At 60.9% G+C, this 22,412-nt stretch carries 26 protein-coding genes; 15 read left to right on the top strand and 11 right to left on the bottom strand.

The window, feature by feature from the left end; all coding sequences use genetic code 11:
* Window positions 1-19 precede the first annotated feature (19 nt).
* Together FZZ85_RS10415 and FZZ85_RS10410 are read left to right on the top strand one after the other, a co-directional pair.
* Window positions 20-244, top strand: coding sequence for a hypothetical protein (locus tag FZZ85_RS10415; RefSeq protein ID WP_226414902.1), 225 nt, complete (start codon window positions 20-22; stop codon window positions 242-244).
* 22 nt (window positions 245-266) lie between these two features.
* Entirely contained in the window at window positions 267-1,928 is a 1,662-nt protein-coding gene (locus tag FZZ85_RS10410; protein WP_226414900.1) for an NAD(P)/FAD-dependent oxidoreductase, read from the top strand.
* Window positions 1,929-1,931: 3 nt separating this feature from the next.
* On the opposite strand, the gene pgeF is transcribed toward FZZ85_RS10410, so the two are convergent.
* From pgeF to FZZ85_RS10395, 3 genes are read right to left on the bottom strand one after another with little or no spacing between them, the layout of a single operon-like run.
* Entirely contained in the window at window positions 1,932-2,726 is a 795-nt protein-coding gene (gene pgeF / locus FZZ85_RS10405) for a peptidoglycan editing factor PgeF (protein WP_226414898.1), read from the bottom strand.
* A gap of 10 nt (window positions 2,727-2,736) precedes the next feature.
* Window positions 2,737-3,621, bottom strand: coding sequence for a Tab2 family RNA-binding protein (locus tag FZZ85_RS10400; protein ID WP_226414896.1), 885 nt, complete (start codon window positions 3,619-3,621; stop codon window positions 2,737-2,739).
* Window positions 3,618-4,865 (bottom strand): S1 RNA-binding domain-containing protein, encoded by a 1,248-nt coding sequence (locus FZZ85_RS10395; RefSeq protein WP_226414971.1) that lies wholly within the window; start codon window positions 4,863-4,865, stop codon window positions 3,618-3,620. The genes FZZ85_RS10400 and FZZ85_RS10395 overlap by 4 nt, the downstream gene beginning before the upstream one ends.
* A 74-nt stretch (window positions 4,866-4,939) precedes the next feature.
* On the opposite strand from FZZ85_RS10395, the gene FZZ85_RS10390 reads away from it, so the two are divergent.
* From FZZ85_RS10390 to folE, 6 genes are all read left to right on the top strand, one after another.
* Complete coding sequence (locus FZZ85_RS10390; RefSeq protein ID WP_226414894.1) at window positions 4,940-5,764, top strand: creatininase family protein; 825 nt, start codon at window positions 4,940-4,942, stop codon at window positions 5,762-5,764.
* A 93-nt stretch (window positions 5,765-5,857) separates the two neighbouring features.
* Window positions 5,858-6,577, top strand: a complete 720-nt coding sequence (locus tag FZZ85_RS10385; protein WP_226414891.1) for an aldehyde oxygenase (deformylating) — start codon at window positions 5,858-5,860, stop codon at window positions 6,575-6,577.
* Between the two features lie 113 nt (window positions 6,578-6,690).
* Complete coding sequence (locus FZZ85_RS10380) at window positions 6,691-7,731, top strand: long-chain acyl-[acyl-carrier-protein] reductase (RefSeq protein ID WP_226414888.1); 1,041 nt, start codon at window positions 6,691-6,693, stop codon at window positions 7,729-7,731.
* 19 nt (window positions 7,732-7,750) lie between these two features.
* On the top strand, window positions 7,751-8,740 hold the full coding sequence (locus FZZ85_RS10375) for an acetyl-CoA carboxylase carboxyltransferase subunit alpha (protein ID WP_226414885.1): 990 nt from the start codon (window positions 7,751-7,753) through the stop codon (window positions 8,738-8,740).
* 24 nt (window positions 8,741-8,764) lie between these two features.
* Window positions 8,765-9,472, top strand: coding sequence for an SDR family oxidoreductase (locus FZZ85_RS10370; RefSeq protein WP_226414883.1), 708 nt, complete (start codon window positions 8,765-8,767; stop codon window positions 9,470-9,472).
* 9 nt (window positions 9,473-9,481) lie between these two features.
* Window positions 9,482-10,237, top strand: coding sequence for a GTP cyclohydrolase I (folE, locus tag FZZ85_RS10365; protein ID WP_226414881.1), 756 nt, complete (start codon window positions 9,482-9,484; stop codon window positions 10,235-10,237).
* An 11-nt stretch (window positions 10,238-10,248) separates the two neighbouring features.
* Here the strand turns inward: folE and FZZ85_RS10360 are convergent, their stop codons facing one another.
* Window positions 10,249-10,920, bottom strand: a complete 672-nt coding sequence (locus FZZ85_RS10360; protein ID WP_226414879.1) for a phosphoribosylanthranilate isomerase — start codon at window positions 10,918-10,920, stop codon at window positions 10,249-10,251.
* Window positions 10,921-10,982: 62 nt separating this feature from the next.
* Here FZZ85_RS10360 and FZZ85_RS10355 point away from each other — a divergent pair, with 62 nt between their 5' ends.
* Entirely contained in the window at window positions 10,983-12,233 is a 1,251-nt protein-coding gene (locus FZZ85_RS10355; protein ID WP_226414967.1) for a site-2 protease family protein, read from the top strand.
* On the opposite strand, the gene FZZ85_RS10350 is transcribed toward FZZ85_RS10355, so the two are convergent.
* Window positions 12,191-12,907, bottom strand: a complete 717-nt coding sequence (locus tag FZZ85_RS10350; protein ID WP_226414877.1) for a lipoate--protein ligase family protein — start codon at window positions 12,905-12,907, stop codon at window positions 12,191-12,193. The two genes, FZZ85_RS10355 and FZZ85_RS10350, sit on opposite strands and share 43 nt — an antisense overlap.
* 27 nt (window positions 12,908-12,934) lie before the next feature.
* Between FZZ85_RS10350 and FZZ85_RS10345 the strand changes: the two genes are divergently transcribed.
* Complete coding sequence (locus FZZ85_RS10345; protein ID WP_226414875.1) at window positions 12,935-13,702, top strand: sulfite exporter TauE/SafE family protein; 768 nt, start codon at window positions 12,935-12,937, stop codon at window positions 13,700-13,702.
* A gap of 4 nt (window positions 13,703-13,706) precedes the next feature.
* On the opposite strand, the gene FZZ85_RS10340 is transcribed toward FZZ85_RS10345, so the two are convergent.
* Window positions 13,707-14,177, bottom strand: a complete 471-nt coding sequence (locus tag FZZ85_RS10340) for a CRR6 family NdhI maturation factor (RefSeq protein ID WP_226414873.1) — start codon at window positions 14,175-14,177, stop codon at window positions 13,707-13,709.
* A gap of 83 nt (window positions 14,178-14,260) precedes the next feature.
* Here FZZ85_RS10340 and psaM point away from each other — a divergent pair, with 83 nt between their 5' ends.
* The 3 genes from psaM (at window position 14,261) to FZZ85_RS10325 (ending at window position 15,829) form a co-directional block, all read left to right on the top strand.
* The gene (psaM, locus tag FZZ85_RS10335) at window positions 14,261-14,365 is read left to right on the top strand and encodes a photosystem I reaction center subunit XII (RefSeq protein WP_025362433.1); all 105 of its coding nucleotides are present in this window, start codon (window positions 14,261-14,263) and stop codon (window positions 14,363-14,365) included.
* A 139-nt stretch (window positions 14,366-14,504) separates the two neighbouring features.
* On the top strand, window positions 14,505-14,807 hold the full coding sequence (locus FZZ85_RS10330; protein ID WP_255599746.1) for a hypothetical protein: 303 nt from the start codon (window positions 14,505-14,507) through the stop codon (window positions 14,805-14,807).
* 68 nt (window positions 14,808-14,875) lie between these two features.
* Window positions 14,876-15,829 (top strand): protochlorophyllide reductase, encoded by a 954-nt coding sequence (locus tag FZZ85_RS10325; RefSeq protein WP_226414869.1) that lies wholly within the window; start codon window positions 14,876-14,878, stop codon window positions 15,827-15,829.
* Between the two features lie 19 nt (window positions 15,830-15,848).
* On the opposite strand, the gene bchL is transcribed toward FZZ85_RS10325, so the two are convergent.
* The 4 genes from bchL to FZZ85_RS10305 form a co-directional block, all read right to left on the bottom strand.
* Window positions 15,849-16,739, bottom strand: coding sequence for a ferredoxin:protochlorophyllide reductase (ATP-dependent) iron-sulfur ATP-binding protein (gene bchL / locus FZZ85_RS10320; RefSeq protein ID WP_226401319.1), 891 nt, complete (start codon window positions 16,737-16,739; stop codon window positions 15,849-15,851).
* A 150-nt stretch (window positions 16,740-16,889) separates the two neighbouring features.
* On the bottom strand, window positions 16,890-18,464 hold the full coding sequence (locus FZZ85_RS10315) for a ferredoxin:protochlorophyllide reductase (ATP-dependent) subunit B (protein ID WP_226414867.1): 1,575 nt from the start codon (window positions 18,462-18,464) through the stop codon (window positions 16,890-16,892).
* A gap of 4 nt (window positions 18,465-18,468) precedes the next feature.
* On the bottom strand, window positions 18,469-19,746 hold the full coding sequence (locus FZZ85_RS10310) for a ferredoxin:protochlorophyllide reductase (ATP-dependent) subunit N (protein WP_226414865.1): 1,278 nt from the start codon (window positions 19,744-19,746) through the stop codon (window positions 18,469-18,471).
* Window positions 19,747-19,859: 113 nt separating this feature from the next.
* Complete coding sequence (locus tag FZZ85_RS10305) at window positions 19,860-20,237, bottom strand: hypothetical protein (protein WP_045172777.1); 378 nt, start codon at window positions 20,235-20,237, stop codon at window positions 19,860-19,862.
* Between the two features lie 118 nt (window positions 20,238-20,355).
* Here FZZ85_RS10305 and FZZ85_RS10300 point away from each other — a divergent pair, with 118 nt between their 5' ends.
* Window positions 20,356-21,141, top strand: coding sequence for a microcompartment protein (locus tag FZZ85_RS10300; protein ID WP_025362430.1), 786 nt, complete (start codon window positions 20,356-20,358; stop codon window positions 21,139-21,141).
* Window positions 21,142-21,150: 9 nt separating this feature from the next.
* Here FZZ85_RS10300 and FZZ85_RS10295 read toward each other — a convergent pair whose 3' ends face one another.
* Window positions 21,151-21,759 (bottom strand): non-canonical purine NTP pyrophosphatase, encoded by a 609-nt coding sequence (locus tag FZZ85_RS10295; protein ID WP_226414863.1) that lies wholly within the window; start codon window positions 21,757-21,759, stop codon window positions 21,151-21,153.
* A 331-nt stretch (window positions 21,760-22,090) separates the two neighbouring features.
* On the opposite strand from FZZ85_RS10295, the gene FZZ85_RS10290 reads away from it, so the two are divergent.
* Window positions 22,091-22,402, top strand: coding sequence for a BMC domain-containing protein (locus FZZ85_RS10290; protein ID WP_006169870.1), 312 nt, complete (start codon window positions 22,091-22,093; stop codon window positions 22,400-22,402).
* Window positions 22,403-22,412 lie beyond the last annotated feature (10 nt).

Here is a 22,412-nt window from a genome sequence, read left to right as displayed (position 1 = left end):
GTTGCTTCCCTCCGATCCCATGTCGAAGCCTGAGTGGCGACGTTGGCCTTGGCTGTCGTGGTTTGTTGTTGCAGCCACGCTGATCGGCTGCCATTCGATCTTTGCTAGTGGCGTCAGTCGCCCAAGGTTGGCGGTGCTGCTGCCGATGGGACACCGTGATGCCGAATTGCGGTACAACTTCCTCCAGGGCTTTCGTGCTGGCCAGGTACCATCGAACCAGGCCTTGGCCGGTCTGATCGAATGAGGTTTGGGGACACGACCTCGAGATGCTGCGCCTGAGTGAACTGAAGCTACCCCTCGACCATGGGGAGGAAGCGCTGCAGGAAGCGGTGCTAAGGCGTTTGCGGATTCCCGCCGATCGTCTTTTGGGTCAGACCCTGGTGAAGCGCAGTGTTGATGCGCGGCGCCGTGACCGGATCCAGCTGATTTACAGCGTGGATGTGCAGGTGAAGGGGGAAGCCGCCCTTTTGCGGCGCATCGGTAATAAAGCTCGGGTGCGTCCGGCGCCAGACACCCGCTACCGGCCCGTGGGCCAAGCGCCGGATGGCTTCCCCTTAGACGCGGGGGACCGGCCTGTGGTGGTGGGGGCAGGCCCCTGCGGCTATTTCGCTGCTTTGCTGTTGGCGCAGATGGGCTTTCGCCCGCTGTTGCTGGAACGGGGTCAGGCCGTCAAGCAACGCACAGCTGACACCTTCGGCTTCTGGCGGGGCAACAGCCCTTTCAACCCGGAATCGAATGCCCAATTCGGCGAGGGTGGAGCTGGAACGTTTTCTGACGGCAAGCTCTACAGCCAGGTCAGTGATCCCGAGCACTACGGCCGCAAGGTGCTGGAGGAGCTGGTGGCCTGTGGCGCCAGCGAGGAGATCCTCACGTTGCATCGCCCCCACATCGGCACGTTCAAGCTCGCCACAGTTGTTCGCGGCCTGCGGGCTCGGATTGAAGCCCTGGGAGGTGAGGTGCGGTTTAACAGTCGCATGACACGCCTTCTTCTCAGCGACAGCAGCTCTGAGAAGCCGCATCAACTCGTTGGTGTGGTGCTGGCCGATGGATCGGAGATTCCCTGCCACCATCTGGTGCTGGCTCCTGGCCATTCCGCGCGCGACTGCTTTGAAATGCTGCAGGAGATCGGTGTGCAGATGCAGCGCAAACCGTTTTCCGTAGGCGTGCGGATTGAGCATCCGCAGCATCTGATTGATTCAGCCCGCTGGGGGGAGGCGGCGGGCCATCCGCGTCTCGGGGCAGCCGAGTACAAGTTGGTGCACCACGCCGACAACGGCCGCTGCGTCTACAGCTTCTGTATGTGTCCCGGTGGATTTGTGGTGGGGGCAACGTCGGAAGAAGGCCGGGTGGTGACTAATGGCATGAGCCAGCACTCCCGCAACGAGCGCAACGCCAACAGCGGGTTGGTCGTGGCCCTGGACGCCGATGACCTGGCTCCGTTTGAACGCTTTCCCGGGGATCCGTTGGCGGGCATTGGCCTGCAACGGCATCTGGAGGAGCGCGCCTTTTGCTTGGGGGGCAGCAGCTATGCCGCACCGGCGCAGCGGCTGGAGGATTTCCTGGCCTCTAGGCCGTCAACCCGGCTCGGCGCGATTGCAGCGTCCTATCAACCGGGTGTGCATCCCGCCGATCTGGCTGAGTTGCTTCCACCCCCCATCACTGAGGCTTTACGGGAGGCGTTGCCGGCCTTTGCCCGCAAACTGAAGGGGTATGACAACCCCGATGCGGTGCTCACCGGTGTGGAAACCCGCACGTCATCGCCCGTTCGCATCCCCAGGGATGACGCGCTTGAAGCGCTCAATGTGAAAGGGCTGGTGCCGGCGGGTGAAGGGGCGGGCTACGCCGGCGGCATCCTGTCGGCCGGAATCGATGGCATTCGGGCTGGTGAAGCCTTGGCCATCCAGATCCTGGGGAGCAACCCTCATTAACCCTTAGTTGCTGCAGGGGGCTTGCGCCACGATCCCACTCCACTGCACGGCTTTTACCTGATCCCGTCGCCAGGAGTGGAACAGCTCGGGTTCACTGACGGTGCAGAGCGGGCATTGGGCGATCCGTTCGCCAGCGATTCCAGCACCTATGAGCTGCAATTTGGCGGCGGTTCGGATGTCCAGGCGATGTCGCCCCGGCTGCTCATCGGCAATCACAGTCCCGGTCTTGCCTAAAGAAGTCTCGCCGGGCATCGCGGCGTTTACGGCCTGCACCACCTCCTCGCCCACCTGATAGCAAGGGCCGCTGACGGCAGGACCTAGTGCAATGACCAGATCCTCCCGCCGGGCACCCTGCACCACCAGCCGATCCAGTGCTGTGATCAGGATTCCGGCTGCCACCCCACGCCATCCGGCATGACAGGCCGCGGCATGCCCGGTACCAGGATCTGCGATCAGAACGGGCGTGCAGTCGGCTCCGCACACCCAGAGGCTCTGGCCCCCGCGATCACTAACCAGGCCATCGGCCTCAGGCCAGGGATCCTGACAGGCGTCGCTGGCATTCAGGACGATCCCACTGTGGATCTGCTGGGGGCGGTGCACGCTGATGCCAGCGCTGATGTATCCCGCTAGTTGGTCGGGCCCGCGGCCGTGCCAGAGACGGGTGAAGAAGCCGTGCTCGAAACCCTGTTCATGGAGGAGATCGCTCTGGAGGTAAAAGCCTCCGTAGCAACCGATCCAGGTCCAGCCCTTCAACGTATTGAAGCGGCTGTCTGGTCGATCAAACGGCCCGTCTTTCATCAGCCCTCAATCAGCCCATCGGGATGTCCCGCAGCATCCAGAAGCCGCCGAAGGTCTGTTCTTCGGGGCTGGCTTGGATCGCGATGAATTGGAGGCCGCGCACCTGCTGTTGCGAGGTTGCAAGGGCTTCTCCGATTTCGGCGGCTATGCCCGGTTCTAGGTCGCTCACCAGCCAGCGGTCGTCCTGACCAGCCTCCAGCACCAGCTGGCGGTCTTCAACGATCATCCGGACGGGCTCTAGACCCCCCAACCAGCCAGCCATGGCGAGGGAACGGCTTTGGCTGAACAGGCGCAGACCCGGAACAGAGGCCTCGGGGTCGATGCCATCGGGCATCGGCAGCAGCCCGCTGAAACTCATCGGCCATTCCGATGCCTCCAGCAGCAGGCTTGCCGGCAGGGCGGCCCAGCTCCAGGCGTCTCCTTGAACTTCTTCCGGCAGGGGCACCGGAGGGGTTGGAACTGGCGCCGGCGGTGGTGCCAATGGGCCCGCCATGAATCCCTCTTCCTCGGGGTAGACCTCCCTCTCGCGCTGCTGGAGCCAATCGAGCAGGGCGAAGGTGCGGCGACTGGGAATCACCTCGAGGTCTTGTTCGGCTGCGGCGCGTTGCACCATGGTGCGCATCGAACTGCGCCAGCAGCGCAAACGGACGGGAGAACCCCAGCCTCCGCGGGCGGATGCCTCCTTGGCTTCTGCCAGGGCTTGGCTCAACCAAAGCGAATTCACGTCACCAGAGGGACACACCTTGGCGAAGCGAAATGGCTCTGCATCGCCGCTTGCGGCGGGGGGGGAGGTGATCAGCAGTTCCCAACGCTTGCGGCCATCGGCCTCAAGGATTGGTCGGGAGTAGAAGTCGAGTTCCCAGTCTTCAGCGGCTGTCAGGGCAGCAGTGCTCATCCGGCGGATTGCTCCTGCTGCTTCAGCATGTTCTGGGCCCGGCTGGCGCGATCGGCGGCTTCAGCCATCACTTTGTCTTTTTCAATCAGCAGCTCTCCGGGGGGGCCTTCGAGCAGGGCTGTGTTGAGGCCAATGCGTCCGCGTCCCGGGTCCAGTTCCGTGATCAGGGCGGACACGCGGTCGCCCTGATCGAACACCTCACGGATCGAGCGCAGGCTGCCATTGGTGATGGCTGATTGGTGCAGCAGTCCGCTGATGCCACCGAGGTCGATGAACAGGCCATAGGGCTTCACAGCAGCAACTTGGCCTTCCACCAATTGGCCCACTTCCAGATCCTGGAAGCGTTCGGCGACGGCGGCTCGTTTCTCGGAAAGCACCAGCTTGCGCGTCTCCGAATTGACCTCGATGAAGGCCACGCCCAGGGTCTTGCCAACCAACTCTTGGTGATTTTCACCGTTTTGGAGTTGAGAGCGGGGAATGAAGCCCCGCAGCCCTTCGAGATCGCAGGTGACACCGCCTCGGTTGAAGCCATTGACGATGACTTGAACCACTTTTCCCTGTTTCTCCATCTCTTTGACCCGGTCCCAGCTTTTGCGCAGCTCTAGGGCGCGACAGCTGATCGTGACCATTCCATCAGCGTTCTGCTCACGGGTTACGAGAACTTCAACCTCCAGGCCCTTGGGGAAGCGTTCTCGGAAGTTGGTCACAACACCAAGGCCTGATTCGCTCTTGGGCATGTAACCGGGGGCTTTGCCGCCGATATCCACATACACCCCATCGTTTTCGATGCCGATCACCGTGCCCTTGATCACCTCACCGGTGGTGCCAACAGGAGCGTTCTCGTCCAGGGCGGCGAGGAAGGCTTCTTCATCGAAATCGAAGTCATCCACGCTGCGCGGTTGGTTGCGCTGCTCATTCGTGGGTTTCTGATCCGGTGCACCCATCAGGTCGGCCATGGTCATGCCGTCCATGCCGCCCATGTCGAACAGCGCGTCGTCATCCGTTCCTGGAGACGAGGTGTGTGCTTGCTGGACCGATCGTGGAGGGGTGGCGAGACCCGCCCTTTCCTCAAGGATGCGTGCCTTTTCCGCCGCAGCCTCTGCTGCTGCCCGTGCTTCAGCCGCTTCCCGAGCTAGCTTTTCTTGCTCCTCGCGGCGGTTGATTTGCATCACCTGCAGCGGTTTCGTCGCTGCCGGCTTGGGTGCCTTGGGGCGGTTGGGCTGCGGACTGCCGGCTGCGGGCATGGGCCATTGGGCTTGTCGATCGCTCATTTTGACAGGCTGGGCTGGGATCAGCAGCTCCTTGCCTGTTCAACTCCATGGATCAGCTTCGCAAGCGATTTGATCGGCTGACCTGGCCCGAGGCCAGCCAAGCCGCCTCTCGGCCTGGTGCAACGGTGATTTGGCCGTTTGGAGCCTGTGAGCAACATGGCCCTCAGCTGCCCCTGTCGACGGACGCTGTTTTTGCTGACGGCATTCTCGATTTGGTCCTGTCTGAGCTTGATCCAGCTCTGCCGATTTGGCGACTGCCTTGTCAGGCCATCGGCTTTTCGCCAGAGCACCAGAACTTCCCCGGAACCCTCAGCCTTTCGGCTCCTCTGCTTCTCGATCTGGTCGACCAGGTGGGCACGCAGCTGGCGGCGATGGGGGTGCAGCGCCTAGTTCTGTTCAACGCCCATGGCGGCCAGATCGGTTTGCTGCAGGTGGCAGCCCGACAGCTGCGCGCTCGCTGCCCATCGTTGGCCGTTCTGCCCTGCTTCCTCTGGAGTGGCGTGGAGGGGTTGGCTGATCTGTTGCCCGAGCAGGAGTTGGCCCATGGTCTTCATGCCGGCCAAGCTGAGACCAGCTTGATGCTCCAGATGGACCCAGAGCTGGTTGGATCTGACCGCCCGGTGGATGGTCGTCCAGCACAGGGTTCTGCCCAAGAACCACCAAAGGGGTGGAGCCTCGAAGGGGCGGCGCCCTGCGCTTGGCTCACCGACGATCTCAGCGCTACGGGAGTGATCGGGGATGCGCGTCAGGCCTCAGCTGATCTGGGGCGTTGCTTGCAAGATCGCTTGATTAACCACTGGCAGCAGCGTTTTCTGGCCCTTTTGGCCAGTGATTGGCCACCAACGCAAAGTCTTCTCCCCAAACCCCCTTAAAGCCTCCCAGGTCCTGAACCTTGGACGCATGTGTCACCAACTATTGGGGCACTGGTTATTGTCGGTGCCACTGAATGTGGTGGACAGCGTCCTATGACGACCCTCAATGCACCTGAAGCACCCGTGCTGGAGGGCCAGGACGCACTGCCCGATTTCACAACCGAGGCCTACAAAGACGCCTACAGCCGGATCAACGCCATCGTGATCGAGGGCGAACAGGAAGCCCACGACAACTACATCTCTCTGGGCACGCTGATCCCCGAGCAGGCTGAGGAGCTCAAGCGACTGGCTCGCATGGAAATGAAGCACATGAAGGGCTTCACCTCTTGCGGTCGCAACCTCGGGGTTGAAGCCGATCTCCCCTTCGCTAAGAAATTCTTCGAACCACTTCACGGCAATTTCCAGGTCGCTCTCAAGGAGGGCAAGGTTGTCACCTGCCTGCTGATTCAGGCCCTGTTGATCGAAGCATTCGCCATTTCGGCTTATCACATCTATATCCCTGTTGCTGATCCCTTCGCTCGCAAAATCACTGAGGGTGTGGTGAAGGATGAGTACACCCATCTCAACTACGGCCAGGAATGGTTGAAGGCCAACTTCGAGGCCAGTAAGGACGAGCTGTTCGAAGCCAACAAAGCCAACCTTCCTCTGATCCGCTCGATGCTGGAAGACGTGGCTGCTGATGCCGCCGTCCTGCACATGGAAAAGGAAGACCTGATCGAAGACTTCCTGATCGCTTATCAGGAAGCTTTGGGCGAGATCGGCTTCACCTCCCGAGATATTGCCCGCATGGCAGCAGCAGCTCTTGCCCTCTGAGCCGTTCAGGGCTTGATCTAACGCCGGTTTATCGACAGGCACGTTGCCGTCGATACCGGCTGCCATGGGAGCATGGTCGCTTGAGCTGTTCTTTGCGACGTAAGCGTTAAGGCATGTTTGGTCTGATCGGACATTCAACGAGTTTTGAGGCTGCTCGCCGCAAGGCGATGGAACTCGGGTTCGATCACATCGCCGAAGGTGATTTGGATGTGTGGTGCAGCGCACCTCCACAGCTTGTGGAGCACGTGAAAGTCACCAGTCCGGTGGGTACCACCATCGAGGGTGCCTACATCGACTCCTGCTTTGTGCCCGAGATGCTGAGCCGCTTCAAAACGGCCCGGCGTAAGGTCCTCAACGCGATGGAACTCGCCCAGAAGAAGGGCATCAACATCACTGCCCTAGGCGGCTTCACCTCGATCATTTTCGAGAATTTCAACTTGCTCCAGCACCAGACGGTGCGGAGCACCACCCTGGATTGGCAGCGTTTCACCACTGGAAACACTCACACGGCCTGGGTGATCTGCCGTCAGGTGGAGAACAATGCTCCAACCCTTGGAATTGATCTCAGCAAAGCCAAGGTGGCCGTCGTTGGAGCGACTGGTGATATCGGCTCCGCTGTCTGTCGTTGGCTGCAGGCGCGCACCGGAGTCGGTGAGCTTTTATTGGTGGCGCGTCAGCAGCAACCGCTTCACGATCTCCAGCAGGAACTTGGAGGTGGCCGAATTCTGCCGCTCGATCAGGCCCTCCCTGAAGCCGATGTGGTCGTCTGGGTGGCGAGCATGCCCCGCACCCTTGAAATCGACCACAACAGCCTTAGGAAGCCCTGCCTGATGATTGATGGGGGCTATCCCAAGAATCTCGATTCCAAGGTCGCCGGCGGTGGCATCCACGTTCTCAAGGGCGGAATCGTTGAGTTCTGCCGCGACATCGGCTGGTCGATGATGGCCATCGCCGAGATGGAGCGGCCGCAGCGCCAGATGTTTGCCTGCTTTGCCGAAGCCATGCTGCTCGAGTTTGAGCGCTGCCACACCAACTTCAGCTGGGGGCGCAACAACATCACTCTCGAGAAGATGGATTTCATCGGCGCGGCATCGGTCCGCCATGGGTTCAGCACCTTGAACCTCCATCCCAACCTGCAGGCCACTGCCGCCTGACCCTCGGAGAGCCAGAGCCATGCCCCGTCGCCCCTTGCTTGAGTTCGAAAAACCGCTGGTAGAGCTAGAGCAGCAGATTGAGCAGATCCGCCAGCTGGCCAGAGATTCTGAAGTCGACGTCTCCCAGCAGCTGCAGCAGCTAGAAAGCCTCGCTGCCCGTCGGCGTCAGGAGATCTTTCAGGGGCTGACTCCCGCTCAGAAAATTCAGGTCGCCCGTCACCCGCAACGTCCGAGCACGCTGGATTTCATCCAGATGTTCTGCGACGACTGGGTCGAATTGCATGGCGATCGTCGCGGCAATGACGATCAGGCGTTGATCGGAGGCGTTGGACGGGTGGGCAATCGCCCGGTGATGTTGATCGGCCATCAGAAAGGCCGCGACACTAAGGAAAACGTCGCCCGCAATTTTGGGATGGCTGCCCCGGGTGGATACCGCAAAGCGATGCGGTTGATGGACCATGCCGATCGCTTCCGCCTACCAATCCTCACCTTTATCGATACGCCGGGCGCTTATGCCGGACTCGAAGCTGAGGAGCAGGGCCAAGGCGAAGCGATCGCTGTCAACCTGCGAGAGATGTTCCGCTTGCGTGTTCCGGTGATCGCGACAGTGATCGGCGAAGGTGGTTCCGGTGGTGCGCTCGGGATTGGCGTGGCGGATCGCTTGCTGATGTTTGAGCACAGCGTTTACACCGTTGCCAGTCCTGAGGCCTGTGCATCCATCCTCTGGCGTGATGCGGCAAAGGCTCCAGATGCAGCGGCAGCCTTGCGGATCACCGGTCGCGATCTGTTGGAGCTGCAGGTGGTGGATGAGGTGCTCGAAGAGCCCTCCGGCGGCAACAACTGGGCACCGCTGGAGTCCGGAGAAATTCTGCGGGCGGCGATCGATCGTCATCTCGATGAACTGCTGAGCCTTTCGGAACAGCAATTGCGGGAGGCTCGTTACTCCAAATTCAGGGCGATGGGGCGATTCCTCGAAAAAACGTCACAGGATGTCGAGAAAGCGGCTTAAAATATCGCGGTTTGCTAACGGTTTTTGCCAACGGCTCTAATCACGGGTGCGAGTCGAGGGATAGGTCGCAGAACTGCTGAGCTTCTGGCTCACCAGGGATGGGACTTGTTGCTCACGGCCCGTAGCGCCGATCAACTTGAGCAGCTGAGTGCTCACCTCAGCTCCCAAGGTATTTCTGTGGCGTCTGCCGCCATCGACCTGACCCAACCTGATGGCATCTCTGCTGGCATGGCTGGCTTGCTGCAGCGGGGTGAGACCCCTTCTGTATTGATCAACAACGCGGGCGCTGCTTACACCGGCGATCTTTTGGCTATGCCTCTTGAGCGTTGGCAATGGCTGCTACAGCTGAATGTCACCAGCGTGATGCAGGTTTGTGCTGCCGTTGTTCCTGCCATGCGCGAGAACGGTGGACTGGTGATCAACATCAGCAGCCACGCCGCTCGTAATGCCTTCCCCCAGTGGGGTGCGTATTGCGTCAGTAAAGCTGCTTTGGCCAGCTTCACCCGCTGTCTGGCTGAAGAAGAGCGTGGCCATGGCATTCGTGCCTGCACCCTCACTCTTGGAGCCGTGAACACACCACTGTGGGATGCGGAAACCGTACAAAGCGATTTCGATCGTCGTGCCATGCTTTCTGTCGATCAGGCGGCAGAAACACTGGCGAATCTGGCGATGCAACCCGGCAACCAGTTGATCGAAGACCTCACCCTTATGCCGGCCGCCGGCGCCTTCTGAACGAACACCATGACCTCCACAGTCCCTTTCGTTTCCAACGGCGTCGCCAACGGCAACGGCAATGGCAACAAGCTCTTGAATCCCCAGGTTTCAGCTCGAATTCGTGAACGTTTGATCGAATCTGGCGTTTCCTTCCTGGCCAACGACAACATTGCTGATCACCTCAAGCCCGGTGAACTGGATCAGCTTCAGGTCGAAGTCGCTGACAAGGTCCGCGATCTGCTGCGCAGCCTGGTGATCGATATCGACAACGACCACAACACCCATGAGACGGCGGAGCGGGTCGCCAAGATGTACCTACAGGAGGTGTTCAAGGGGCGTTACCACCAGCAGCCCAAGGTGGCCAGCTTCCCCAATGTGAAACAGCTGGACGAGATCTACACCGTTGGACCGATCACGGTGCGTTCCGCATGTTCACATCACCTTGTGCCGATCATGGGCAACTGCTGGATCGGAATCAAGCCTGGTGCCAGGGTGATCGGCCTCTCCAAATTCACCCGCGTGGCTGACTGGGTCTTTTCCCGCCCACACATCCAAGAAGAGGCTGTGATGATCCTTGCTGACGAAATCGAGAAGCTCTGCGAGCCTCAGGGTCTCGGCATCATCATTAAGGCGCAGCACTACTGCATGAAGTGGCGTGGCGTGAAGGAGCCCCAAACCAGCATGGTGAACTCTGTGGTGCGCGGCGATTTCCGCCATGACCCCAGCCTTAAGCAAGAGTTCTTTGAGCTGGTGCGTCAGCAAGAAGCGCTGTTGAGCACCTGATCAGCCTTGCTTCAACTCTGTTTCACAGCCTCGATAAGGGCTTGAACCTTGTCGAGGTTTTTCCATCCCGGCCTTTCCTCCAGTCGACTCGAGGCATCGAGCCCTTGCGGCATAACGCGGCTGAGCAGTTCAGGAACCCATTCCGCACTCACTCCCCCCGCCAGCCACCACGGCACGGATAGTTCGGTTTCAGCGAGCCAATCCAGTGGGATCCGGTGCCCGGTGCCGCCCAGTTGATCAGCGCTCCAGGCATCGAGGAGCAAGGCATCCACATGGGGCGCGTACTGCTCAAGCTGCTCGAGATCTTCGGGTTCGCGCACCCGTAAAGCTTTCCACCACTGCTGCCGGGGGTAACGCCGTTTTAAGCGTTGGCAGCGTTCGTCTGACTCGCTGCCGTGCAGCTGCACCACTGAGGGCTGTCCGGCACCGTTGAGCGCTTCCTCGAGTGCGGCATCGTCGGGATCAGCCACCACCCAAACGCGATGCAGCTGGGGGTGCTGTTGTTCCAGCAGATGGAACAAGGCCCTGCGCCGGGCTGGTTTAACAAAGCGTGGGGTGGCGGGAACGCCGATCACGCCAATCGCCTGCACACCCATCTGTGCGATGGCTTGAGCCTGGTCGGGGTCGGTGATCCCACAGATCTTCAGGTCTGGAGTGGGGCGGGGATCACGCAAGGGCTGCATTGATTGCTCTCCCTAGGATCGTGGACGACAGTCCGCAGCAGCGGCACACGACGGGATTGCCGGTGGGAGAGGGTTGGCAGGTGCTCAAGATTGGCGGAATTCCCCTGCGGCTCCAGCCCAGCTGGTTGTTTGCTGTGGCGATCTTCACCACATTGTTCCAATCCCGCTATGTGACCACGGCCTCGGTAGCGCTGAGTTGGGGGCTGGGATTGCTGACCACCTTGCTGTTGTTCAGCTCCGTGCTGCTGCATGAGTTGGGCCATGCCCTGATGGCCCTGCGGGAAGGGGTGAAGGTGTTGAGCATCACCCTGTTTCATCTGGGCGGTATCGCGCGGGTGGAGAAGGAATGCCCCACTGCCATGGGCAATTTGCGCATTGCAGCTGCTGGCCCGATAGTCAGTTTGGTGCTGGCCTTCGGCATGCTGGCGGGGTCTGCAGTGCTGTCCGACACCCAGCCCTTGGTCACGCAGTTGTTGAGCCAGGTGGGTTTGCTCAACTTGATGCTGGGTCTGTTCAATCTGTTGCCTGGTCTGCCCCTCGATGGCGGGCTGATCCTCAAGGCCTTGGTCTGGCAGGTGAGCGGCAGTCAGAAGAAGGGCGTTCAGGTGGCGTCGGCGTCCGGAAGGGCTTTGTCGATGCTGATGATCGTGTTGGGCGGTGTCCTGCTCTGGCAGGGCTGGGGGCTTAACGGCCTCCTGTTGATGTTGATCGGCTGGTTCGGCCTGAGTGCCAACCGCAGTCAGACCCAGATGCTGCAGTTGCAGAGCGTGCTTCGCGAGTTGAAGGCGGAGGCTGCAGCAGGCAAACGCTTCCGTGCGCTGGAAGCTGATCAGACCTTGCGGCGTCTCAGCCAGCTGCGGCTGACGGCCAGCGAGGCGGAGGGACCTGCCGATTGGGTGCTCGTCTGCAAAAGCGGCCGTTGGGTGGGTTGGATTGACGATCAACCCCTGAAACTGCTGCCGGTGCAGCAATGGGACCAACAGCGCCTTGAGGATCATCTGCGGCCCCTAACTGAACTGCCGTCTATCAACAGTTCGGCCTCACTGGTCGATGCGGTGCCTGCCCTAGAGGCGGCCTCTCAGGGACGCTTGTTGGTGATGAGTGCTGCAGGCCTTCCCTCCGGCACCCTTGATCGCATGGATGTGGGCAATGCGGTGCTGAAGCGGCTCGGGGTGACCCTGCCTCCTGCAATTCTTGACGAGGCGCGCAAGCGCAATGGATACCCCCTGGGTTTGGCGATGCTTCCCCAGATGGTGCAGACGATGAGGGATCAAAGCTCCGACCAGGACGCCAGCTCGCCCTCCAAGTCCTGAACTTCGTCGGCCTTCAGGGGTCGCATCTGCCAATGGCAATGGCTCCAGGCCTGAACCAGGCTCTGGCGCAGCTGCTGATCTAGCGCAAGTCGGTTGATCTCGGCCGGTGCTCTCGCCGGTGCCGCTTCCTCAAACACCTCTTCCCAGAGCTCGGCAGGGGGATCCAGCAGGATTTCGCCGTGCTGAAGCAGGCGACCGCTCTCCCAGCGCTGGGCGCTGCCGACCCGTTTGACGCCGCTCGGATCCACCAGGTCGGCCACCGTTGCTGTGGCGAAACAGTTGTTGGCCTCGGCACCAGCGGGGTCGGAACCGAAGTGCAGCGGTAGCCCGAGACCCTTGAAGCCAGCGATCAACCACTGGCAGGCCTGCCGGTAGGCCTCCTGGCGTTGCCGTGGTGCATCCGGCCAGATCAAGGCGTAGGTGAGCCCGCCGGCATGGAGCACTGCCTGGCCTCCGCTGGGGCGTCGCACCAGGCTGATGCGGCCGCGGCGGGCCAGATCATTCCAGTGTTCAGGCCAGTGGCGTTGATGGCGTCCAAGCGAGAGCCAGGGCCCATCCCAGCGGTAAAAACGCAACGCCGGACCGTTGCTTCGTCTCAGAAGCCAGGCATCCAACGCCATCTGGGTGTGTCCATCTGCTTGCTGGGTGGGAAGCAGACGCCCGGTTGCGGGCATGCTGGATGGAAGCATTGATCGCACGCCATGGTGCCCTGGTGGGATGTGCCGATCTTGATCGCCCTGGGCCTGCTGGCGGGGGGCTTGGCCGGGCTGTTGGGGATTGGCGGTGGCTTGATCTTTGCCCCGCTCCTGCTTTGGCTTGATCTTCCGCCCCATCAGGCCTTAGCTACCAGCAGTTTCGCCATTGTGCCCACAGCATTGGCAGGCACCATCACGCACCTGCGCCAGGGGCGGGTGCCGACCCGGCCAGGACTCGCCATTGGTTTGGCTGCCTTCGGCTCGGCATTGCTGTTCGGTGGCTTGGCCGGTTTGGCGGCGGGCTGGATTCTGTTGGCGATGCAGACGCTGATGTACATCGTGCTGATGTTCTGCGTTCGCGAACGGCCCGAGGCGGATGCCACTCAAGACGTCGATGACAGCCGCGCACCGCAGTTGGCTGGTGTGGGCTGCATCGCCGGCTGGACCGCCGGAATGTTGGGCCTGGGTGGGGGGCTGGTGATGGTGCCCCTGATGAGCGGTCCGATGTCTGTACCAATCCATCAGGCCGTGCGGCTCAGCACGGTGGCGGTGCTCTGCTCAGCCAGCGCAGCATCCATGCAGTTCCTGCATGAAGGACGCGGGGTTCCTCTGATGGGCTTGCTGTTGGGGGTGGTGGCAGCGATCGCTGCTCAGTGGACCGCCAGTCGTCTTGATCAGTTTGATGCGGCTCTGCTGGTGCGTTGTCTGCGAGGTCTCGCGATCATCCTGGCGATCGACAGCTCCAGGCGGGCCCTGCAGCTCTGGCTGAGCTAGTGGGTCAGTTCAGCAGGCCCCAAAACCCCGCATCAAGCTCATAACCCAGCGCCGCAGCCATCTGGGAGAGGTTGCCCCGCATCGGGCGTCTGAGCTCCCGCTGGCAGAGATCGTCGAGCAGCATCAGCCGATGCGTCACCCAGAGTTCTAAGGCTTCCGGGTCAAAACGCAGGCCTTCGCTGCGGTTGAAACTGTGGGGCACCACCAGCGCCACATGGCGAATCAGGCTGCCGTTGTCGCGTTCAAGCAACAGCGGCAGCCAAGGGAAGCGTGCATCGGCCCGCAGGGCCCAGAGGCGTGGCTCGGGGCATTCAGGTAGTTCCCGTGGGTCATCCTGCGCCCTGGGCCAGTCGAAACGAAGCTCGAGCACCGGTCCCTGGCTAAGCAGTGCATCCAGTGGCTGATCGCTCCAGATCTCCAGTGGCTGCAGATCCAAGGCGCGGATGGCAGGGGCATCGATCAGAACCGGATCCATGGGCTGGTGTGACAGGCCTTTGCGAATGATGGCCTGCAGCCCCTCCCTCGGAGAAGAATGGGAGCGTTTGATGCATGGCTCCCATGGAAACCGTTCTGTCTGCACCTGAGGTCTTCATTGCGCTCGTGGTGGCTGCCCATGCTGCTGTTCTGGCCCTGCGTCTCTCGATCAGCCTCTACGAAGCCTGATTTCAACAGGCGCCCAGATCAACGGGCTTAGAGCTGGTCTTGGCACTGCGAACGAATTGCGTTACAAGCGGATGTTCGTGCTGATGCGGTGACCGCCAGTCAGGTTCCAAGATCAGCTCCGCGCACGGATGCGGCCAGCATGGCCGCAGCGATTCAGCGGCAGACCGACCAACAGGAATTGCAGTGCAGCCTTCTTGCCTTGGCAGCAAAGGCAGGTCTTGTCTTGTTGGGTTGCGTGAGCTTGATCCGCCTTTCGGTTGCTTATCAGGAACGCATGGATCGCCACAGTGAAATTGCGGCGGTCGTGTCGATTGAGTCAGCCAAATTGGAAACACTGCAGCAGCGGTTCGATCGTCTGTTCAGCATCGGTGGAGAAAAGCGCCTCATCAGCGAGCAGGATCAGTGGATCGCTCCCAATCGTTTGCGGGTGGTCTGGCGCTGAGATTCGTGACCAGCGGCGTTGGGATTCAGTGCTGACCGGCAGACTGGCAGCTTTCTGGCTCTCTCTTGATGTCCACGCCCGGCACCGTTCTGATCACCGGCACCACCTCCGGTGTGGGCCTGAATGCCACCTGTGCTTTGGTCAAGCGGGGCTGGACGGTGATCACGGCGAACCGCAGCCCGCAGCGTGCCGCGGCGGCCGCGGATGAGCTCGATCTCCCCAAAGACCGGCTCAAGCACGTGTTGATGGATCTGGGTGATCTCGACAGTGTGAGCCGGGCAGTGGATGCATTGCCCGAGCGATTGGATGCCGTGGTGTGCAATGCAGCCGTGTACAAGCCGAAGCTCAAGCAGCCGGAGCGTTCTCCCCAGGGCTACGAGATATCGATGGCCACCAACCACTTCGGCCATTTCCTGCTGGTGCAGCTGCTTTTGGGTCGGCTCCAGAGCTCCAGGCATCCTTCCAGGCGGGTGGTGATCCTGGGCACCGTGACGGCGAATTCCAAGGAACTGGGGGGCAAGATTCCGATCCCTGCACCAGCAGATCTGGGGGACCTCTCCGGTTTTGAGGCTGGGTTCAAAGACCCCATCTCCATGGCCAGTGGCAAGCCGTTCAAGCCCGGCAAGGCCTACAAAGACAGCAAGCTCTGCAACATGATCACTACCCAAGAGCTGCATCGCCGCTTGCACCGGGATACGGGGATCACATTCACCTCGCTCTACCCCGGCTGTGTTGCGGATACCCCATTGTTCCGCAACACCCCTAAGGCCTTCCAGACGATCTTCCCCTGGTTTCAGAAGAACATCACTGGCGGCTATGTCTCCCAGGCCTTGGCCGGAGAACGGGTGGCTGATGTGGTGGCCAATCCCGACTTCGCCGAATCCGGGGTGCACTGGAGTTGGGGCAACCGCCAGAAGAAGGACGGTGAGCAGTTCAGCCAGGAACTGTCCGACAAGGCCACTGATCCAGCAACTGCCCGACGGGTGTGGGAGCTATCCATGGACCTGGTGGGCTTGGGCTGATGCTTTTTAGGGCCTGCGGTCAGTCGAATCCCAGCAGGTCGAAGATTTCGCGGTCCTTGAGGGATATGGCCTCCAGGGGCTCCACTTTGTCGATCATGTTTTGGGCCAGCCGCAGGTATTCGTTGCGCACGGCTTGTACGGCTTCGTCGTCGTCGTCCATCTCAAAGATGGTGCATTTCTTCAGCCGGGAACGCCGGATCGCATCCACATCCCTGAAGTGGGCCATGGTGCGCAGGCCGGTGCGTTCGTTGAACTTGTCGATCTGATCGGTGTCCGCCGAACGGTTCGCAACAACGCCGCCAAGCCGCACCTTGTAGTTCTTGGCTTTCGCTTGAATCGCCTGAACGATGCGATTCATCGCGAAGATCGAATCGAAATCGTTCGCGGTCACAATCAGGCAATAGTTGGCGTGTTGCAGCGGGGCGGCGAAACCACCACACACCACATCGCCGAGCACATCGAAGATCACCACATCGGTGTCTTCCAATAGATGGTGTTCCTTGAGCAGCTTCACGGTCTGCCCAGTCACATAGCCACCGCAGCCCGTGCCCGCCGGTGGGCCGCCGCTTTCGACGCACTGCACCCCGTTGAAGCCGGTGAAGACGAAATCCTCAGGCCGCAGCTCTTCGCTGTGGAAGTCCACCTCCTCGAGAATGTCGATCACCGTCGGCACCATCTTGTGGGTGAGGGTGAAGGTGCTGTCGTGCTTGGGGTCGCAGCCGATCTGAAGCACCCGTTTGCCCAGCTTGGAAAAGGCGGCTGACAAGTTCGAGGAGGTGGTCGATTTGCCGATCCCGCCTTTGCCATAAACCGCGATCACCAGGGTCTCCTCCTGGATGTTCATTTCCGGGTCCTGGTGGACCTGCACGCTGCCTTCGCCGTCCGCCGGTCGCGTCAGAGTCGTGGTCATTCGGCGACCTGTTCAAGAGAAGTCAGTTTCATTCAACAGCAGGAGATGTGCAGTGGTTGGTTTTCACCAAGAAATGAAAGATCTGCGTCTGGGCTGAGTTGTAAAAGCAGAATTTCTTTCAGTTAAATAAAAAGAAATGAGTGCAAATGCTCATGCCTTGAAGTGGGCTTTGGCGTCATACAGCGTTTCGCTGCTGATCTCCCGGCAGCCAGTATCGCGGGCATACGCCTCGGTGTTGCGTCGCACTTTGCCCCGCACGAAAAAGGGAATCTTCTTCAGTTCGGCTTCCCCATCGGCTGTCCAATGCAGGGCACCGTCGCCCTCCACGGGGATATCACTCAAGGCGGAACTGTCGGCGGCGCCGGCACCACCGGCATGGCCGAGGTGGCTCTGGTGGCCATCCACGAATTCGAAGTCGTGGCGGAACATGCCGATCAGGTGTTCCTCCAGCCCCATCATCAGCGGGTGCACCCAGTCGTCGAAGATCACGTTTGCCCCTTCCCAGCCCATCTGGGGGCTCATCCGGGCGGGCACGTCCTGCACGTGCATCGGTGTGCTGATCACGGAGCAGGGAATCCCCAGACGCTTGGCGCTGTGGCGCTCCATTTGGGTTCCCAGCACCAGTTCCGGTGCCGCTTCGGCCATGGCGGCTTCCACTTCTAGGTAGTCGTCACAGATCAAGGCCTCCAGGCCCAGGGCCTTGGCGGCTGCCCGTACGGGCCTGGCCATCTCCCGGCTGTAGGTGCCCAGCCCCACCACAGTGAAGCCCAGTTCTTCACTGCAGATTCTTGCTGCGGCGAGGGCATGGCTGCCGTCGCCAAAGATGAACACCCGCTTGCCGGTGAGGTAGGTGGAGTCCACGGATTCCGAATACCAGGGCAGGCGTGAGCGCTTATATCCCTCATCTGGAGCGGGCGCCTCCATCCCCAGCAGACTGTGCACCTCCACCAGGAAATCGTGGGTCGCGCCGACCCCGATCGGCACCGTTCGGCTGAAGGGAATCCCGAAGTTGCGCTCCAGCCAGCTGCAGGTGGATTCGGCCACCTCTGGATAGAGGCAAACGTTCAGATCGGCATCGGGGATCCGCTTCAGATCCTCCACTCCTGCACCCAGGGGCGCCACCACGCCCACATCGATGCCGTGCAAGGTGAGCAGCTTCTGCACTTCCAGTACGTCGTCGCGGCAGCGGAAACCGAGCAGTGATGGACCCAACAGGTTCACCCGGGGTCGGCGCCCCTCCTGTTGCCACGCCTTGGGGTCATGGTTGATGTCTGTGGGGACCTGCGCCTTGAGCAGGTTGCGGATTAATTGATAGAAGGTCTCCGCAGCTCCCCAGTTCTCCTTTTTGCTGTAGGCCGGCAGCTCAAGATTCACGACCGGCATGGTCAGTTCCATGCCCTGGGCCAGGGCGCCCGGTTGATCCTGAATCAACTCTGCGGTGCAGCTTTCACCCACCAGAAGGGCATCAGGTTGGAAGCGGTCCACGGCTTCGCGTACATGCCGTTTCACCAGTTCTGCGGTGTCACCCCCCAGATCCCTGGCCTGGAAGGTTGTGTAGGTGACCGGCGGTCGTTGCCCGCGCCGCTCAATCATCGTGAACAGCAGGTCGGCGTAGGTGTCCCCTTGGGGGGCATGGAGCACGTAGTGCACGCCGTGCATCGAGGCGGCGATGCGCATGGCCCCCACATGGGGTGGCCCTTCGTAAGTCCAGAGCGTCAGTTGCATGGGATCAGGCGTGCACGGGGGTGTCGGGGTTACTCGGATGCAGACCGGGGCGAATCAATTGCCGGCGATGCAACGGCCGGGAAAACAGTTCCGCCAGGTCACCGGCTTGGTCGATGCCGTGAATCGGGCTGAACACCAATTCGATCGACCATTTGGTGGCGATGCCTTCGGCTTCCAAGGGATTGGCCAGGCCCATCCCGCAAACCACCAGGTCGGGCTGGCTGGCGCGAACCCGGTCGAGCTGTTGCTCCACGTGCTGCCCCTCCATCACCGGGACGTCATCGGGGAGCAAGGCCAGCTCGGCAGCCATCTGTTCACGGTTCAGATAAGGCGTGCCCACCTCCACCAGCTCCATGCCGCATTCCCGTTGCAGAAACCGGGCCAGGGGCAGTTCCAGCTGGGATTCGGGAAGCAGAAAGATCCGCTTGCCTTCCAGCACGGCGCGATGGCGGGCCAGGGCGCTCTCGGCCCGCTTCATCAACGGATCGAGCACGGCAGCGACCCTCTCATTGGGGAGATGGAAGTCATCAGCAGCAGCCTCCATCCAGCGGCGACTTCCCTCTGCCCCTAGAGGGAAGGGGGCCGTGAGCACCGTGGCGCCGCGGTTGCTCAGCAGGCGAGCGGTTTCAGTGAGAAAGGGTTGGGTGAGCAGCACCGTGGTTCCCGCTCCCACCCCTGGCAGGTCGGTCGATTGCCGGGGCGGCAGGCTGTGAATCGTCTCGATGCCCATCCGCTTGAACAGGTGCATCTGCCTGTCTTCCACGGCATCGGCGAGGGTCCCCACCAGCAGCAACTGCCGCTCATCGCTGGCGGGGAGCAGAGGCACGAGCGCCGCGAGCGCCCCGTCTTCTCCCTGGGTGAACGTGGTTTCAATGCCGCTGCCGGAGTAGTTCACCACCCGCACCCGGCCGGACAGCTCTTCGTTGAGCCGTTCGGCGGCCCGGGCCAAATCCAATTTGATCACTTCGCTGGGGCAGGACCCCACCAGAAACAGCGTGCGGATTTCGGGGCGACGTTGCAGCAGCTCCTTGCAGACCCGGTCGAGTTCGTCATGGGCATCCGCGAGGCCAGCCAGATCTCGCTCGCTGAGAATGGCTGTGCCGAAACGAGGTTCGGCGAAAATCATCACCCCTGCAGCGCTTTGAATCAGATGGGCGCAGGTGCGTGATCCCACTACAAGAAAAAAGGCATCGGGCATGCGCCGATGCAGCCACACAATCGATGTGAGGCCGCAGAACACCTCGCGCGGCCCCGATTCTTTCAGCAGCGTTGGCCCGGCCATCGGCCGCTCCCTTGATGATCAACCTCTCCAGGCTGCAAATAAATTCGCTGGGGAGTGGAAAGGTCGCTCAAACTCTTTGGGATCGCTTATTGCAGGTCAACCTTGGCTAGAGCTCAAAGGCGGCGACGGAATCCGTCGTAACGCTCGGATCGATCGCTCTCCTCTGCTTTGCTCAACCGCCAGACGTTGCGGCTGACACGGCGGGCGACGAGGCCACCGCGTTCCACCCGTTCCGTTCCAGGGCGGGCTCCCAGGAGCATGCTCACCTCCGCGGTGGTGAGGGGAGCACCGGTTTCGATGGCCAAAGACGTCAGTTCCAGCCGTTGACGCAGCTGACGCAGACGCTCACTGTCTGCATTTCCTGATCCCTCCAGCCAGGGCAGATCCACCTGTCCATCCTGCGCAAGGCGCTGCATTAGGCCGAAGCTCACCATCCCAAGGGCTTGATCAGCGTTGAGATCAACGGGCTTCAAAGAAGATTGCTCAGTCATTGCAAGGTCTCTAGAGGGGTTCTCCGGACGGTATCGGCTGTTTTTCAAGGCGCAAGACCGCAGGCTCCAACTCTTTATTGGGCCGTTTCAGCTGAATTCGTCCGGTACACTCCCCGCCATGACCCGTTTTGCCAGCTTCGATGCTCGGGAGCGGCGACGCGGCGGTAGTGCTCTCGTCACCGGGACTGAGGTGACCTCCCAGCAGGGCGGGGCAAGTTGTGTTGTCACGACGGATTCTGAGTCACCCAGGCTGCTTCGCCAAAACAGCCATGTGCAGTCGATCGAACTGCGCACGCATGTCTTCATCGACTCCCTTCAGCCCCAACTTGCGGCCTACATGGGGACAGTGAGTCAAGGATTCCTGCCCATTCCTGGAGACGCTTGCCTCTGGATGGAGGTTTCACCGGGCATGGCGGTTCATCGCGTGACCGACATTGCGCTGAAAGCCAGCAATGTTCGCCTCGGCCAGATGGTGGTGGAGCGGGCTTTTGGTTCGATGGCTCTTTATCACCGTGACCAGAGCACTGTCCTCCATTCCGGGGATGTGGTGCTGGAAGCGATCGGCAGCACCATTGAGCAGCGTTCTCCAGCGGACGTGAGCTGGACGGAAGTCATTCGAGCGATCACTCCGGACCATGCTGTGTTGATCAACCGCCAGAACCGACGCGGTTCCATGATTGAGGCGGGAATGAGCATGTTCATCCTGGAGACTGAGCCGGCTGGATATGTCTTGATTGCTGCCAACGAGGCTGAAAAAGCCTCCAACATCACTTTGGTGGACGTGAAAGCGGTTGGTGCTTTTGGACGCCTCACTCTGGTGGGGCGGGAAGGTGATGTTGAGGAAGCTGCGGCAGCTGCGATGCGCGCCATCGACCATGTCAATCGAAATGCACGATCGCTTTGATCGCTGAGCTCAGTTCAGGCCAAGAAGTTGGCGCAATTGAGGTGCCAAAGCCCGTGCTGCTTTGCCACGACTGCCCAGTCGGCTGAGTTGTGACGGGTTTAGTTCGCCGTACGTGCAACGGGCTTCACGCACCCAGAGCAAGGATTCAAAGCCGCCACCTGGGTAGGCCGGTGCGTTGAGGAGCTCACCCCAGCAAATGCCCTCTGCCGCCGCTCGGCAGGTGCCTGTGGGGTCGCACAGCACCATCGTGCTGCGGAAGCAGGCGCTTCGATAGAGGGACGCGCCCAACTCAGACAGAATTCTCTGAATTTTGGCGTCGTTGCCTTCGGCATACCTGGCGGAGAACAGTCCAGGTGCGCATTGAAGTGAGTCGACTTCAAGTCCTGAATCGTCTGCCAGCGCCCAACCGTTTGTTCGTAGTGCTGCCGCAGAGGCCTTCAGCTCAGCGTTTTCACGGTAAGTGCTCCCTGTTTCCTCGACGTCCAGATCGTCGGGTTGCCGCTGAACGTTGATCGGGAGTGGACCCAGCATGGCCTCGATCTCAGCAACCTTGGTGGGGTTGCCCGTGGCAATGGTGAGCTGAAGCGCCAAGGAAGGCCGGCAAACGAGGGCCTCCATTGTGCGGGCTGATTGGGGGGTAGGACTTAAAAATCTCTGAATTCGACCCTGCGACTCGCGTTTGGGTTGAACATTCCACCCCTCAGCAATGCTTCGGGAAGCGTGTCGCACTGTGAACCTATGGAGCTTCATCGCACTCGACAACGACTTGTGCGGATGTGATCACAGGAACCACCACAGCAGACCGGAACAGTGAGGCACTGGGTGATAAGCCTGGCTTATTTAGTTCACTATGGACAGTGATCGAGAAAGTTGCCCCAATCGCTTGACGGGAAGGGTTCTGGCAAAGCAATGTCCCCAGCGAACATTCCACCTCATTTCCCGGTAGGCAATGGCTAACGAAACCATGGGCATCGCCCTCGGCATGATCGAGACCCGCGGTCTGGTCCCCGCCATCGAGGCAGCTGATGCCATGACCAAGGCTGCCGAAGTGCGCCTAATTGGTCGCGAGTTTGTCGGTGGCGGTTACGTCACCGTTCTGGTGCGCGGCGAAACCGGTGCTGTGAACGCTGCTGTGCGCGCTGGCGCTGATGCTTGCGAGCGCGTCGGTGACGGCCTGGTTGCTGCTCACATCATTGCCCGCCCCCACCGCGAAGTGGAGCCTGCACTGGGCAACGGCAACTTCCTTGGTCAGAAGGACTGAGATCTTCCGC

Origin of the sequence: Synechococcus sp. MU1642 (assembly GCF_020514115.1) — a bacterium.
Taxonomy (GTDB): domain Bacteria; phylum Cyanobacteriota; class Cyanobacteriia; order PCC-6307; family Cyanobiaceae; genus Parasynechococcus.
This window is presented reverse-complemented; position numbering and strand designations above follow the sequence as displayed.

What these genes read in the sequence shown, in the direction of transcription:
- FZZ85_RS10415 (WP_226414902.1), top strand. Translation starts at nt 20, where the DNA reads ATGTCGAAGCCTGAGTGGCGACGTTGGCCTTGGCTGTCGTGGTTTGTT.
- FZZ85_RS10410 (WP_226414900.1), top strand. Translation starts at nt 267, where the DNA reads ATGCTGCGCCTGAGTGAACTGAAGCTACCCCTCGACCATGGGGAGGAA.
- pgeF (WP_226414898.1), bottom strand. Translation starts at nt 2,726, where the DNA reads ATGAAAGACGGGCCGTTTGATCGACCAGACAGCCGCTTCAATACGTTG.
- FZZ85_RS10400 (WP_226414896.1), bottom strand. Translation starts at nt 3,621, where the DNA reads ATGAGCACTGCTGCCCTGACAGCCGCTGAAGACTGGGAACTCGACTTC.
- FZZ85_RS10395 (WP_226414971.1), bottom strand. Translation starts at nt 4,865, where the DNA reads ATGCCCGCAGCCGGCAGTCCGCAGCCCAACCGCCCCAAGGCACCCAAG.
- FZZ85_RS10390 (WP_226414894.1), top strand. Translation starts at nt 4,940, where the DNA reads ATGGATCAGCTTCGCAAGCGATTTGATCGGCTGACCTGGCCCGAGGCC.
- FZZ85_RS10385 (WP_226414891.1), top strand. Translation starts at nt 5,858, where the DNA reads ATGACGACCCTCAATGCACCTGAAGCACCCGTGCTGGAGGGCCAGGAC.
- FZZ85_RS10380 (WP_226414888.1), top strand. Translation starts at nt 6,691, where the DNA reads ATGTTTGGTCTGATCGGACATTCAACGAGTTTTGAGGCTGCTCGCCGC.
- FZZ85_RS10375 (WP_226414885.1), top strand. Translation starts at nt 7,751, where the DNA reads ATGCCCCGTCGCCCCTTGCTTGAGTTCGAAAAACCGCTGGTAGAGCTA.
- folE (WP_226414881.1), top strand. Translation starts at nt 9,482, where the DNA reads ATGACCTCCACAGTCCCTTTCGTTTCCAACGGCGTCGCCAACGGCAAC.
- FZZ85_RS10360 (WP_226414879.1), bottom strand. Translation starts at nt 10,920, where the DNA reads ATGCAGCCCTTGCGTGATCCCCGCCCCACTCCAGACCTGAAGATCTGT.
- FZZ85_RS10350 (WP_226414877.1), bottom strand. Translation starts at nt 12,907, where the DNA reads ATGCCCGCAACCGGGCGTCTGCTTCCCACCCAGCAAGCAGATGGACAC.
- FZZ85_RS10345 (WP_226414875.1), top strand. Translation starts at nt 12,935, where the DNA reads ATGGTGCCCTGGTGGGATGTGCCGATCTTGATCGCCCTGGGCCTGCTG.
- FZZ85_RS10340 (WP_226414873.1), bottom strand. Translation starts at nt 14,177, where the DNA reads ATGGATCCGGTTCTGATCGATGCCCCTGCCATCCGCGCCTTGGATCTG.
- psaM (WP_025362433.1), top strand. Translation starts at nt 14,261, where the DNA reads ATGGAAACCGTTCTGTCTGCACCTGAGGTCTTCATTGCGCTCGTGGTG.
- FZZ85_RS10330 (WP_255599746.1), top strand. Translation starts at nt 14,505, where the DNA reads ATGGCCGCAGCGATTCAGCGGCAGACCGACCAACAGGAATTGCAGTGC.
- FZZ85_RS10325 (WP_226414869.1), top strand. Translation starts at nt 14,876, where the DNA reads ATGTCCACGCCCGGCACCGTTCTGATCACCGGCACCACCTCCGGTGTG.
- bchL (WP_226401319.1), bottom strand. Translation starts at nt 16,739, where the DNA reads ATGACCACGACTCTGACGCGACCGGCGGACGGCGAAGGCAGCGTGCAG.
- FZZ85_RS10315 (WP_226414867.1), bottom strand. Translation starts at nt 18,464, where the DNA reads ATGCAACTGACGCTCTGGACTTACGAAGGGCCACCCCATGTGGGGGCC.
- FZZ85_RS10310 (WP_226414865.1), bottom strand. Translation starts at nt 19,746, where the DNA reads ATGGCCGGGCCAACGCTGCTGAAAGAATCGGGGCCGCGCGAGGTGTTC.
- FZZ85_RS10305 (WP_045172777.1), bottom strand. Translation starts at nt 20,237, where the DNA reads ATGACTGAGCAATCTTCTTTGAAGCCCGTTGATCTCAACGCTGATCAA.
- FZZ85_RS10300 (WP_025362430.1), top strand. Translation starts at nt 20,356, where the DNA reads ATGACCCGTTTTGCCAGCTTCGATGCTCGGGAGCGGCGACGCGGCGGT.
- FZZ85_RS10295 (WP_226414863.1), bottom strand. Translation starts at nt 21,759, where the DNA reads ATGGAGGCCCTCGTTTGCCGGCCTTCCTTGGCGCTTCAGCTCACCATT.
- FZZ85_RS10290 (WP_006169870.1), top strand. Translation starts at nt 22,091, where the DNA reads ATGGCTAACGAAACCATGGGCATCGCCCTCGGCATGATCGAGACCCGC.